Annotated in this window: 8 protein-coding genes; 1 reads left to right on the top strand and 7 read right to left on the bottom strand. The window is 44.7% G+C overall.

Going from position 1 to position 14,515, the window contains the following annotated elements; translation table 11 throughout:
- Nucleotides 1-12: 12 nt before the first annotated feature.
- Nucleotides 13-1,869 carry a glycoside hydrolase family 2 TIM barrel-domain containing protein gene (locus BDI_RS15585; RefSeq protein WP_009275192.1) on the top strand — a complete coding sequence of 619 codons (1,857 nt, stop codon included), beginning with the start codon at nucleotides 13-15 and terminating at the stop codon, nucleotides 1,867-1,869.
- Between the two features lie 414 nt (nucleotides 1,870-2,283).
- Here the strand turns inward: BDI_RS15585 and BDI_RS15580 are convergent, their stop codons facing one another.
- The 7 genes from BDI_RS15580 to BDI_RS15550 form a co-directional block, all read right to left on the bottom strand.
- The gene (locus BDI_RS15580; protein ID WP_011967155.1) at nucleotides 2,284-4,116 is read right to left on the bottom strand and encodes a glycoside hydrolase family 2 protein; all 1,833 of its coding nucleotides are present in this window, start codon (nucleotides 4,114-4,116) and stop codon (nucleotides 2,284-2,286) included.
- A 7-nt stretch (nucleotides 4,117-4,123) separates the two neighbouring features.
- Nucleotides 4,124-5,557: a DUF3863 domain-containing protein gene (locus BDI_RS15575; protein WP_011967154.1), complete on the bottom strand. Its 1,434-nt coding sequence runs from the start codon at nucleotides 5,555-5,557 to the stop codon at nucleotides 4,124-4,126.
- Nucleotides 5,547-7,247: a hypothetical protein gene (locus tag BDI_RS15570; RefSeq protein WP_172580093.1), complete on the bottom strand. Its 1,701-nt coding sequence runs from the start codon at nucleotides 7,245-7,247 to the stop codon at nucleotides 5,547-5,549. The genes BDI_RS15575 and BDI_RS15570 overlap by 11 nt, the downstream gene beginning before the upstream one ends.
- Before the next feature lie 263 nt (nucleotides 7,248-7,510).
- A complete protein-coding gene (locus BDI_RS15565) occupies nucleotides 7,511-9,175 on the bottom strand; it encodes a RagB/SusD family nutrient uptake outer membrane protein (protein WP_008779011.1) in 1,665 nt (554 codons plus the stop codon).
- 18 nt (nucleotides 9,176-9,193) lie between these two features.
- Nucleotides 9,194-12,634 carry a TonB-dependent receptor gene (locus BDI_RS15560; protein ID WP_008779010.1) on the bottom strand — a complete coding sequence of 1,147 codons (3,441 nt, stop codon included), beginning with the start codon at nucleotides 12,632-12,634 and terminating at the stop codon, nucleotides 9,194-9,196.
- 142 nt (nucleotides 12,635-12,776) lie between these two features.
- On the bottom strand, nucleotides 12,777-13,760 hold the full coding sequence (locus tag BDI_RS15555; RefSeq protein ID WP_011967151.1) for a FecR family protein: 984 nt from the start codon (nucleotides 13,758-13,760) through the stop codon (nucleotides 12,777-12,779).
- 75 nt (nucleotides 13,761-13,835) lie between these two features.
- The gene (locus BDI_RS15550) at nucleotides 13,836-14,378 is read right to left on the bottom strand and encodes an RNA polymerase sigma factor (RefSeq protein WP_009275414.1); all 543 of its coding nucleotides are present in this window, start codon (nucleotides 14,376-14,378) and stop codon (nucleotides 13,836-13,838) included.
- Nucleotides 14,379-14,515 lie beyond the last annotated feature (137 nt).

Genomic DNA, 14,515 nt, shown 5'->3' with positions numbered 1-14,515 from the left:
CAATTATATATTATGAAACAAAAATTGAACATTACTACATTCTTACTGTTTTGGTGCATCACTGCTTTATGGTCTATCCCACGTCCCGAATATCCCCGTCCACAATTTGAACGCATGGATTGGGTAAATTTGAACGGAGAATGGACTTGCTCATTCGATTTCGGAGGTACCGGAATGGAACGGGAGTTCTATAAATCGAACGGTTTTGACCAAAAGATCACAGTGCCTTTCTGCCCGGAAAGTAAGTTATCCGGCGTAAAATACACGGATTTCATTCAACATTTCTGGTATCAGCGTCCTATCACGATCCCACAAGAATGGAATGGAAAGAATATAAGACTTAACTTTGGAGCTGTTTATTATAAATCGGAAATATACATTGATGGAGTCTTAGCCAATCGCCATTTTGGCGGAACCTCTTCTTTCGCAGTAGATATCACCTCCTTGGTAACACCAGGAAAGACACATAGCCTAGTCGTATATGTAGAAAGTGACCTACGAAGCGCAAAACAACCGGCAGGAAAACAAAACCTACAATTTGAATCCTACGCCTGTAATTATACCCGGACCACAGGTATTTGGCAAACGGTTTGGATGGAGGCTGTCCATCCGGAAGGATTGCAATCCGTGCAGTTGCTGACAGATATAGACCAACAACAATTGGTTGTGCGTCCTCGTTTCTATAAAGAACTAGGAGGTAAATTGCAAGTAACCGTAAAAGACAACGGTAAAATAGTAGCCAGCCAAACCATTACGGCAAGCTCCTTATCTTCTGCTATTCTACCCATCAAGAAAATGAAAACATGGAGTCCGGAAAACCCTTTTCTGTACGACTTGGAATACAAAGTAATAGATAAGAACGGGAAGGTAGTAGATGAGGTAAGAAGCTATACAGGTATGCGTAAGGTACATATCGAAGGCAATAAGATTTATCTGAACAACAAACCTTATTACCAACGCTTGGTACTTGATCAAGGATTTTATCCCGATGGAATTTGGACGGCTCCTAGCGACGAGGCGTTAAAGCATGACATCGAACTCTCCATGGCGGCCGGCTTTAATGGTGCCCGCCTCCATCAGAAAGTATTCGAGGAACGTTTCTATTATTGGGCGGATAAGATGGGCTATCTTACATGGGGGGAAGCTTCCAGTTGGGGAATGGATTGCAATGATACGGAAACCGCCCGGAATTTCATAACTGAATGGACCGAAATCGTAGAACGTGACCGTAACCATCCTTCCCTTCTTATCTGGACACCTACAAACGAGGAGTTCTGGCCTGATCGCATACAATATCCGCGCCTGATGCACGACCTGTATAACCTAACGAAAATGATAGACCCGACGCGTCCTTTCCACGGTACCAGCGGTGGTGTACACATCGCTACCGATATCTGGACAATCCACAATTACGAGCAAAATCCGGAAGAATTGAAAAAGCAACTGTATAATGACGGTAAACTATTTGTCACCCCAAAATGGGAAATACAATTGATGCCGAAAAATATCGGTTTCAACGGCCTGAAATATACAGACCAATACCAATTCCCGAAATATAAAAAAGATATGCCTTATTTAGTTGATGAGTTTGGCGGTATAAAATGGAACCCGTCACAACAGATGGAAAGTACCCAAAATACATCTTGGGGATATGGAGAGCCCCCCCATTCTTTAGAAGAGTTTTACAAACGTTTGGAGGGCCAAGTTAACGCTGTCCTATCTCTTTCGAAGGATATCTGGGGATATTGCTATACACAGTTGACTGATGTGGAACAAGAGCAAAACGGTATCTATTATTATGACCGTACGCCAAAATTCGACATGAAGCGTATTCATGATATCTTCAGCCAAACCCCGAAGGTAGAATAACATCATGATCTTAGTACGAGGGACAGTCAATATGTAACAACCAAATTTTATCAGGGACATATCCACATGGATACGTCCCTTAATTTTTACAGATTACATATTTATCTTTATCTCAAAAATTTAATAAATAAAATAAATAACCTTGATAAGTATCTACTTTCGTTTGGTTAATTTTGAATAGCACAACATTATTTATCAACAGATTCTCCTCGAACTCCACCACCTTCTCAGTAATGACCTACGGTTCCGTACAATCTATGCTCTAAGTTTTTTCATATTCATTTGCAATTATCACCAGCTCAAATATTTTAAGACAAAAGGGAAAAATATTAGCTCTTTACTTACAAAATAAAAAAACACGGAACTCATCAATGAATCCCGTATTCTTTAATTATCAACATTTTAGAGGATATGCTACTTTTTTCTTGTACATCTTATAACTTCCTGATTGATGTACTTAACTTTCTCCAGATCCATCTTCTCCACCTTTCGGTCATAAGTGACCAAGCCGTTTATCTCATGTTCCACATCTGTAGTCTGCGTATAGATGGCCGTGCTTAGTCCGAAATAGTTTATCATCTGCTCTAGCTCGGTAAGCATTAATACATAGGTATCGGTCAGGACCTCTCTATTCAACATCATCTCATAAGCGTCATTGCGTACAGGCCACATATGCCCACGCACAAATAGACCTTTTCCTCCGAATTCGCCAAGGGACGCAGCACGTTTATCATCGGGACGGGGGATCGCCTTAGGCTCGATCTTGCCATAATGATGCATATCCACGAAATCTCCATTTCTGGGATCTCCATAAGCCTTACGATAGCCCGGAGCGTAATTATATCCCGACATACCGTTTACCCAACGATTCGGATCGTACTTTTTCACCCAAGCTGTGATGTCTGTCGCTTCAAAAGCTCCCCAATTCTCATTAAACGGGACCCACATCACGATAGAAGGCGAGCTGACGTGTTGGTCGATCATCACTTTCAATTCGTCACGGAACTGTTTACGAACCGCCACGGAATCCTCACCATCCGGCTCCCAAAGATTCGGCATATCTTGCCAAACCATCAAGCCAAGCCTGTCACAATGATAATACCAACGTTGAGGCTCTACTTTGATATGCTTGCGTATTACATTAAAACCCGCACGTTTCGCCAGTTCTATATCATACAACAAAGCCTTGTCGGTAGGAGCAGTAAATGCGCCATCGGGCCAATAACCTTGATCTAAAAGACCGATATGGAAAACAAACTCCCCGTTCAATAAAGGCCGAAGCACACCATCTACCTTTCCCATACTAACAGAACGCATACCAAAATAAGAAGATACCTCATCTATTATCTCACCCTTTCGATCTTTCAACTGCAATTTCAAACCATACAAGAAAGGATCATCTGGACTCCATAGACGGGGTTCCCGGATAGGCAAGTAAAAACTCATATTGGAATTTCCTTCGGTTCTTGCCACCTCTGAAGTACCATTATCCGCGATAGCCGTTACCTTTAACTCCTTATCCTCCGTATAAGCAATTACTTCCAACCGATTATTTTTTAAATCGGGCACTAGCTTAATCTGAGAAATATATTGTTTCTCTACCGGTTCAAGCCAAACGGTTTGCCAGATACCGGAGGTAAAAATATAATCTCCACGTGAGCCGTTCTTGCCCGAAGCGGCCCGGCCGTCGTTAGGATCATAAGCACCTACCACAAGGACATTTTCACCGGATTTCAAATAATCAGTAATATTTAAACTAAAAGCATCGTACCCTCCCGTATGGGTACCCACCTTCTTACCGTTGACAAACACAGACGAGATCCGATCTACAGCCCCAAAATTCAACAATACATTCCTGCCCTTCCATGCTTGAGGAACAGAGAAGCTACGCTTATACCACAGGCAAGTATCACCCCCACGAGCTATACCGGATAATTCCGATTCCGGAGGATACGGCACACGTATCTTTTCTACTTTTGCGGGAAAGACTGGAGGGGTGGTTGCCGTAACAGGATCAAGCAGGTCTTTTCCTCCCATATAATCCCATATACCATTCAGATTCAACCATTCCGAACGCACCATCTGCGGACGTGGATATTCCGGTAAAGGAATCTCAGCCTTCAATGCCTCCTCTGTCCATGGGGTAGGCAATGTGAACTTCTCTAGGATTTGCGCCTTTACGGAGAAGAGATCTCCCCCAAAAAGAAAGGAGCAAAGAGCTAAACAAACAACGGTAATCTTTTTCATAAACCAACTATTTAAGTAATTCCGGATAATATTTCCGGATCAAATCTTGATCTTCTTTCTCCAACTTATCGATCAAGACCGGCTTATCTTGCGGACGGAGGGCTTTTTGATTGATTTTGTTGATCAAGCTCCAATCCTTAGCCGGTTTCTCCGGGCTGGGATCGGCAGGTTCATGGGCTTGCAAATCATAACGGGTAAAGTCGATGACGTAAGCCGGGGAATTTTTCGTATGCCAATCACGTAATAAGGCCAAGCGGAATTCCTTATTCATAAACCATTTTATCTCCAAATTATTATAAGAGTCTCCCAAACCAGAGCCTCGTTCTACGAAGCGATAGTTCCAGTCGTCGTTCGATTTATATTGTTTTCTCCAAAGTTCGCCAAATTCTCCGAACGTAACGAAATGAGTATCCGGCCAGCGTTCCTTGGTACCCGTTACCCACATCTTCATGGCATCACAGATGAGATCCTTCCCGAACTCATGTACCATCTGCGCCTCCCAGATATTGGCGACCCAGCCAAAGCCATTCAACTCAAGACCTTTATCAAAGTGAATCGCTTCCGTGTGCATCACCTCACGATGTCCCAAGTCGAGCCCCCAACCTTTGTACGTCTCGATCGGGCCGACACCTCTACGGCTGTTGTATCCATCGATACCATGTCCGGTCTGTCCGCTACGGCGGGCACAGATAAAGTCCATCGTCCAGCCATCCAGATTCACGCAATCGATGAAATCGCTTTTTCCCTGCGCCGGCTTGCAGAAGTGTTCCGTCGAGGGATAGAAAGGATAAGAAGGAGAGCCGTCAGCACCACCACCGTCTATATTATGCTGGCTCCAGATCACGGCGTGCGCCACATGGATGTTCTCTTTCTCCGCCAAATATCTCAAATTATCGGCCGATAAGAAACCTCCCATAATCGATTGGGGACGATAACCGTTTCCCACCATTTTAGAAATGATCTCTATCGCCTCCGACATCTCACGGTTTACCCGCTCACGGGGTAGATACATCGCCGGAAAATAACCGGGAAAATAAGTAACCTCATCCCCATATTTCTTTTGGCACTCCACTACATAATCACGGATCTCCCGGTAATTCTTCCGTCCGTCCTCCAAGGCATTCATCGTGAATCCCCATGTAAGACGACCGTTCGGGTTATTCGTGGCGAAAGCCTCCCGCAAGGCACGTACTCCTTCAAGCGTATGCCAATCCACCTCATCGCGGGGATGTAACTTGACATCCCGGGAGACTTCCCAAGGCGTCGTACGTATCATGATACATAAGGTGACAAAACGATTTCCTTCTATCGTCAGCGGTTCCATATTCGCCGGGACGACCACAGGATCTGCCGCCCTTAATTGAAAACCACTGAGCACAGCGACCATCCATACGACCGCCCATTTTCTCCAAACTGATATATTCATATTACTATTTCTCATGTGTACAATTTAATCTCGTATTTGTACAATTTATTACTATTTCCTTATCCGACGGAAGTATCCTAAAGACATAATCCGAACCAGATTCAGGTTTCCTTATATGGCCTTTCTTGCAAGTGATCACGTAGTTGAAACCATCGAAGCTAGCGTTGACCGCCTTATCCTCTATAACGGTGAAAGGTAGCTCCTTCCCTGCTGCGACCTTTAGCTCTAAAGCCCATGAGAGGTCCGCCTCCTTTGACAGAGCGGCTACCTCGAAGCGGGTCTCATAGAAAGTGATCTTGAATGGATGGCCTTTTGAGTCTTCGGCGGAAACTACCAAGGTATCCTTGCCTATCTCCGTCACTACCGGATGATCCAAGGTAAGTTCCTCCTTATCTCCATCCTTGTCTAATCGGACGATCCGAAGCCCGGCACGATCGAGTCCCTCGCTCCACATGAATCCGTCCACGACGGGCAAGGTATAGAACAAGAACTGGTTCCCGTCTCCGGGCTTTTCCATATAAGCGGACTTATAGCCTTCGTCGAAAAGATGGATATCCCTAAAGCGGAAGGTTCCCCTTTCCCACAATAAGTTCGCCCGATAATAACGGCTGTTAAACCAGACCGTCTTATTTCCTTCTCCACGGACATCCGTCAACGTGGTGACAGCCGTCGGCGGCGTAACCTTGAAGCATTCCTTGAACCACGCACCGGATTCGCCCAGCGTCTCCACCCGGATCTTATTTTCCTTCCTCAAGGAGTCCAAGATAGGGATCTGCATCTCCAGTCCCTTGCTCATATTACTCCACGTGAAAGAGTTCTCCTGTCCCGCTTGCGCATAATTGAAGGCCAGACAAGGCTGGTTCACGATCGATTCCAAGAAATAATCCACCCAGCGACGATCCATGCCCGCCTTCTCATACACGGGTTCCAAGGAGATCACCCCTTGACGCTCTTGTCCCAGACCATCATCATATTGATAAATAGGATCACTGCCCAGCATACGGAAAATAGGAACGGGGATTTGCCCCTCCTCGGTCTGCGCCGGCATATAGGCGTTTACCCGGCTCGGGTAATAGGCTTGGTTCCAGTAACCACCCCATAGGGTATAACCATCCGTCCCCACTTGGTCCTTGCAGTTGCACGACGCCACGATCTTATATTTATCGTACATATAGCCCAAGGTATGCGCGTCGATAAACCAAGAGCCGACCGATTTCGGGTACGTGCCGAATATCTCCTTGAACTTCGCCATATAGACATCCACCAGTCGCTCCCGTTCTTCTTTCGTATATCCGGTGCTGAAAGCGATATTCGCGTGCGAGACCCAAGAATGCTCGCCACGCCACTTGATCCCGGCGGCCTCGATCTGCGGTTGCGTAAGTTCCCACCAAGCACCGATCTCGGAGTGAGCATTGAGTTTACTTTTCAACAGATCTTGGTACAACGGGTTGATCAACGCATCGTACTGTAATAAAAAGGTAGCCGGCAAATCATATTTATTCACCAATTTCACTTGCTCACAAACCGTCTCGTACAATAAGCTATCGGCGTTCTCCACCCGGTAGTCTGTCTGGCGGATGAAATTGATGATGTTGATAATACGGGGAGCAGCCGCACTCTCAACCAGTTTCTCTCCCGCGCTACGGCATCCCGCACAGCAGAAGACGATAAAGCATACAAGACCTATCTTCTTTATGAATGACATTCGATTCAATTTTAAATTCATTTACTCTCATAAAATATTCTAGAAATGGCATTTCACAGGTGTAAAATCATTTTTAGAAATCTAAAAGGCATTTCGCAAGGGTGCAAAGCCATTTCTTAAATCTAAAAACGGCATTTCACAAGCGCAAAGTCGTTTTTAGAAATCTAAAAGGTACTTCGCGAGGGTGAAAAGCCATTTCTTAGATCTAAAAAGGCATTTTACACCAGTGCAAGGCCATTTTTACCGGAATATAAGGCATTACCCTACCACCCCGGGTTGTTCGGAGCCAAGTTCGGGTTCAGATACAACTCATCCAACGGAAGGGAATAATAGTAATGCTTCGGGGTCACAAAGTTACGATTCTCCGCCGGTTCCACAATCAAGAAACCATTTTCGTCTGTCAAACCGGGATTTCCCTCGTTCAAGACATCCAAGTTCTCGTATTCCGAACCTTTCAGCTTAATACCTTTTATGGCACCTATCAATTCCGTCTCAGCCGTCTTCCAACGTCTCAAATCATCCCTGCGGAAGCCTTCGAACGCTAACTCGATCGTACGTTCCCGACGGATCTCCGTCCGCATATCCAACCCATTGCTCTTCACGAAAGCGTTGGTCAGAGGAGGCATCTCCACGCCTTTCCGGGAACGGATCACATTGATCGTCTTGTTCAAGATGTCATCGCTGATCGCCCCGTCTTTCTCATAGGTGGCCTCGGCCAATATCAGCAATACCTCCGGATAACGGATGATGTGATAATCATATACATCCTTGTCAGAAGGAACGGAAGTCTCCGCCATATATTTCCACAACTTATAACCCGTACGTGTCTCGGGACGTATGGTAAATTGCGGCGGGCAGGTCAAGGCGCCGTCTTGCGGACTGATATAGTCGGTTCCGGGCATCAAGAAGGTCTGTTTCATACGAGGGTCACGATTCTCGTATTCGCTCTTGATCGTGGCATATCCCTCAAATCCGGAATTAGCGTTCTCAATCGGCAATCCCGTGCTCTTACACAAATACATATCGGCCAGCTTACGGGTAGGCGTCCCTCGCCATCCCCAATATACAGGGCACGCATCGCTATGGTGGCGGATATCCGTCTCGTACCGACTGTCGAAGATACCCTCTTTTGAATTATCGCCCGCATTGATAAACAAGTAGCGGTAGCTCTCCTCACCGGAGCCTTCATATAAAGCATACTCACCACTATCGATCACTTTTGTAGCGGCATCGATCGCTTGTTGCAACAACTGCTGATAGTCCGAACGGTGCTGGTGATACTTCGCCCAAGTCCCGGCAAACAAGGCAACCCTCGCTTTCAACGCCAAGGCAGCGCCTTGGGTTACACGTCCCGCCTCATCCGAGCTTAACTCACTTTGCAAGGGTAGTTTAGAATACACCTCGTTGAGTTCCGACAAGATGAAGTCTTCCACCTCCTGTTGCTTATTCCTAGAACCATACAACTCCGGGGAATCTACGGTAAGCACCTTCGTCAAGATAGGGATATCGTTGTATTTCGCCATCAACCGAAAATGCGAGTAAGCACGGAAGAAACGGGCCTCAGCCACATACCGCTCGATCTCCGAGGGATCGCCCTCGTACGTCTGGCTCTTCTCGATAATCATATTGCTCTGACGCAGGTCTATGAAAGTAGAGTCCCATAGGGCATCCGTATTCGGGGCGATCAACGTACCGTTGCTCGTCGTGTTCTCGTTCAGCTCATAGGCGATATCGCTATCCGTATCCTTGGTGCCGAACGTCTCGGTACGTGTGTAGAGCCAATTGACCTCCTTCTCGAAGTCATCCGGGGTTTTCCAGAATAGCTCGTCCGGCATATTATCTTTTGGCAACAGGTCTATATCTTGGCAACTTGACAAGAACAAAGCGGAAACAATAAAGCTTCCCAATATTATCCGATAGTTTTTCATGACTTTTCGCTTTAATTTTTAAAATACGACATTTATACCAAATGAATAATTACGGGTAAACGGATAGGAAGTAATGCTACCGCTGTTCTCCTCCGGGTCCCAACCATTTGGCGTGTTATGTACCTCAAATAAATCCTCGCCGGAGAAATACACCCGCACCTTCTGCAAACCGGCCTTCGAGGTCAAAGTCTGCGGGATCGTATAACCGAACTGCAAGTTTTTCAAACGGGCATACGCAACGTTAAACTTCGTGTTCGTAGATACATAATAGTTGTAGTTTCGTTTATCCTTCAACGTGATCGCCGGATATTGGGCATCCGTTCTTTCCGGGGTCCAAGTCTTTCCATACCAATACTCGGCGGATTGATACCATGCCTCTGGCATCGGGCATCGGCTCTCCCCTTCCAAGAACATCGTCCTACGGCCGACTCCTTGTATAAAGGCGCTCAGATCGAATCCCTTCCAAGCCATACTCAGGTTAAAGCCGAAATTATAACGAGGGTTCTTGTCACCCAAGTATTTCACGTCACCGGAGCCTTCTTTGCCATCACCTAATACGGATAGCTTCCCGTCTCCATCCAAGTCCTTGTACATAGCGTCACCTACGCTCAAGTCACCCGGGATACCTCCTTCCGAGAAACGAGATTTATACGCCTCCAATTCTTGCTCATTCTGGATGATTCCATCAAATTCATATCCGAAATAGGAATTCAACGGATATCCGGTCGGAGTCTCGTTATTACCTAATTGGATCAGGTTACTTCCAACCCGATCCACGACCTTGTTTTTCGCGTCACTGATATTAAAGCGAACCGAGTAGCTGAAATCCTTGATCTGATCCCTCCAGCCTAGAGAGATTTCCCATCCATGAATACTTAAATGGCCGCTGTTCGTGCTCGGAGCGTCCGCACCTAACATAGAAGGATAGGTCTTCGGGATAAGCATGTTCTTATTCTCTTTCCAGAAGTAGTCGAACGATCCATATAAACGGTTATTGAGCGTCGAGAAATCAAATCCCACATTGGTTGTCTGGATCGTCTCCCATGTACGAGAGGTAGAAATAATATTTCCAGACGTAGCCATTTGTCCTTTCACGCCAGTCCCGAAAGGATAATAATCGTTCGATAAAGAGATTAATTGAATATAATCATACAATCCGATACCGGACTGATTACCCATCTCTCCATAAGAAGCCCTTACCTTCAAGTCCTCGAACCAACCCAATCTTTTCATGAAGCCTTCTTCCCCGACACGCCAAGCCGCGTTTACACCCGGGAACCATCCCCAACGGTGATCCGGATCAAAACGGGAACTACCATCCGCACGGATCGTTCCTTCGATGACATATTTATTGGCAAACGTATAATTCACTCTGGAGAAGAAAGAATTAATCGTCCACTGATTTCCCTCGCTCCAAGCGTTTTGATCTTGAGCGCTACCCAATTGCAAAGACATATTTTCTTGTTGGTCGAAGTTAATACGCTTCGCCGTGAACCTATCATAGTTCTCAGACTCATGGGAAGTACCGACCATCACGCTTAAATCATGCCGGTCATTGAAGTTCTTTTTATAATCAGCATAGAGCGTGAAGTTCTTGGATAAAGTTTTCTGGTAACGACGCTCCGCGCTATTCGGCGTACGTTTCTCCCGGACCTCGTTATTATCCCAATCGTAATTGATGATTTTCTTGTTCGTCACGTTCTCATCCTGATCATACTTACGGATCACGGCTTGCCCCACCAATTGTAATCCGTCGATCACTTTCCAGCGTAATTGGTTGTTGACCGTTATATTACCTGTAGTCTTATTCACCATACCCCCGTCTTCCAATACTTGAGCCGGATTATCGAAACCCTCGAATGTATAGAAAGTTCCCGACGGATTGTACATCGGAGTCCAAGAGCGAGTCTTATAAATCAGTTCCCATATATTTTGTCCTTCCGTCAAACCCGAGGAATAGTCCCTGTTGCTTGCCTCATAAGCTAAATTAAGATCGTAAGTCAAGTTCTTGAAGATCTCGACGCTCGATTTAGCACGTACGAAGTAACGCTTGTTCACATCCTCACCAAATTTAGGGATACCTTCCTCCCGCTGATGGCCTAAAGACAACATATACGAGTATCTCTCTCCACCGCCGGAGATATTGACATTGTAATTCTGCATATTACCATTGCCAATAAGCATATCATTCCAGTCTTGATCCTTGAAGAATTGCGGATAACCGGTCCAACGCCCCCATTCCGCATCAGTCAACACCAGATCACTATTCTGCCGGATCAGGTCCAATTGATCTCTCGTGTATTCTGGAGTGAATGATCCATCGGTGATCTCCAAGGCCATCTCCGCATGTTGTAATAGATTCGCCGGTTTCCTTAACAACGCAGGAGTCTTAATAGAGTAATATGCATCAAAAGCAACAGATGTCTTCTGATTGCGCTTACCACTTTTCGTTGTCACCAGAATAACACCATCCGAGGCACGAGCACCGTAAATAGCGGCCGTACCATCTTTCAATACGGAAATATTCTCGATATCGGAAGGATTGATCATATTAATGTTTCCCTCCGCTCCATCAATCAAAACAAGGGGAGTACCACCGTTGATAGAAGAGACATCACGAACCTTCATGGTCATGTCCGAACCCGGAGCGCCTCCGGCACGTGTAATCGTCAAACCGGGTACCTCTCCCTGCAAAGCCTGAGCCGCATTCTGAACCGGACGAGACTCAAACGCTTTCGCGTCGGCCGTAGATACGGCACCACCCAAGTTCGCTCTTTTTACCGTACCATAACCGACAACTACAACCTCATCCATTTGCAAAGCATCTTCCCGTAACTTCACGTTCAAATTCGCTTCCTTGCCGGGACGCAATTCCGTCATGGCATATCCGATGTAAGAGATTTGAAGGACACCGTTTTCCGATACCTCCATCGTAAATTTTCCATCAAGGTCCGTAACCGTTCCGTTGGTAGTACCTTTCTCAACTACGTTCGCGCCAATAATAGGTTCACCATTCTCGTCGGTCACTACACCTTGCACTAAATTCTTCTTTTGCAAAACGGCTTGTGAGGAAGGGGCGGCTTTCTCGTTTTTTGTAGAGGGATTAATTAAGATGAAATTATTCTCCGTAATCTCATACTTTACGCCTTCCCCTGCGAAAAGACGCTTTAAAATGGTTTCCACCGTCTGCTCTTTCACATGTACAGATACTTTCTTATTCAGGTTAACCTTCTCGCTCTCGTAGATAAAACGGAAGCCAGACTGTTTCTCTATCTTGAAAAGAACCTCCTTTATTGTCTGGTTATTAACGTCCAAAGACAACTTTGTCTCTTGCGAATAGACAGAGGCCGAGATCTGAAGTGAACATGCGATAGAGAATAATGTCGTCAATCTCATAATAGACAAAGTTTTTTTAAGGACCGGAGACTCTTCCGGCCTTGCTATATTCCAAAAATTCATATATTTGTAATTCGATTGTTTGTTAACACTAGTGTTACGAGCACTAATTTTAATGATCAAAAAGATGACGGGGAATGTTCCAGCATTTCCCGTTTTTCATGTGTATTCATGCGATTCCTGTTCTTTACTTCATAGGCAGACTTTATTTAGAGGTTATACTTATATTTTTTCCTTTCACGTTATAACTTATATCACTCAATCGGGATAGTACGCCCAATATATCCGTTATGGTTTCCTCCTGTATGACTCCATCGTAATGTATACTATTCCCCAAATCCTTTTGAAGATGGATGGTTACATCGTACCTCCTCTCCAGATATTTGCAGACGGAAGCCAACGACATATGATCCATATAGAGTTTATCCTCCAGCCAGCTGTACGAATGAGATAACACATCCGATATCGGTCTCATCTTGTTGGTTTGCTTATCGAAAATCGCCATGTCACCGGCGTTCATTAACAACTTATCATTCCCATGATCCAACTCGATACAGCCTTCCACCAACGAGGCTTCAACTGTTTTTTCATCCGTATACGCTTGCAAATTAAAAGAAGTTCCATGTACCTTTAAGCGTAATCCATTGCTCATCTTGATCACGAACGGTATCTTGTTCTTCGAGACATCGAAGAAGCCCTCTCCTTGGAAATTCACTTCCCTGATATTCTCCTTTGCGTTATAGGAATACGTAATATCAGATCCAGAATTCAGCTTAACAACGGAACCATCCGGCAAGACCACCTCCGATCGGCTTCCGTAATCAGCGGTCATTCGAACCAGCATTTCCGGCTGTTTATCAAATACTCCCATTTTCGAAAACCCGAGGACAAGCAATAAAGTAGCCGCCACTCCTGAAATGATATATCCGATATTCACCAAGCGTTTCCGCTTATTATCTCTCTCCTTATTGATACGATCGATCTTATCCCATGCGTATTGAGCATTAAAAGTTTCTTGCTCCAGATAAGAGCCTGTTTCTTTCCAGATCTCTTTATACCGTTTAAAATCCTCTTGATTAGACTCATCCTCAGCCAACCATTCATCCAGAACCGGATCCACGATCTCTTCATTCATCCTCTCCGATAAATGGTCAACGATGTGTTCTCCTATTTGCTTTTTCTTCTCCATGAGTCTAGTCTTTATTTAAATGACACCACAAATAAAAAAAGGTCCTATACGAACCTTGAAAATTTTCTCATTATTTTATACCTCCTTCATCTCCAGACATTCCTTCAACTTCTGTAAAGACATCCATATTTGATTTTTAATTGTTTTCACGGATATAGATAGTTTCTCCGATATTTCTTTCTGCTTCAATCCTTTTACCCTGTGAAGAAGTAACACTTCTCTACTCCGATCCGGCAAATGGTCTATACAATCATAAAGAGCGATCCTAAACTCTTCTGTTTCCAGTTGATTATCCTCATAGGATAGAAGTAATAAGTCTTGATTCTCTGATAAACTTCCCGTCTGCACCTTTGATCGGATAAAGTTCAAGGCCAGATGTTTAGCCATCCGATATAAATATCCTGATACATTTTCCTTTATCTCTATTCTCCCCCTATTTTTCCATAAATTCAAGAAAAGCTCTTGAACAACATCCTCCGCATCATTTCTATCCATCAATAGACTATACACATACTGACAAAGACGCCCGTAATAACGATCAAACAGTTTATTATAACTGATATAATCATTATTTCCGATCGCTAGCATTAAGACCTTATCGGCATGAACTTCCTGCATATAATCTTCATTTATCATGAATATTCACAATCGTCTTTACAGGTAAAAGAGTTTCGGCAAGACTATGGCTAACAAAAAGAAGAACGAAGATATAAAGCGAACAAATTCAGTTTGTAACCGAAGTTTAAAAAGATGCT

The sequence above is a fragment of the Parabacteroides distasonis ATCC 8503 genome (genome assembly GCF_000012845.1).
Lineage (GTDB): Bacteria > Bacteroidota > Bacteroidia > Bacteroidales > Tannerellaceae > Parabacteroides > Parabacteroides distasonis.
This window is presented reverse-complemented; position numbering and strand designations above follow the sequence as displayed.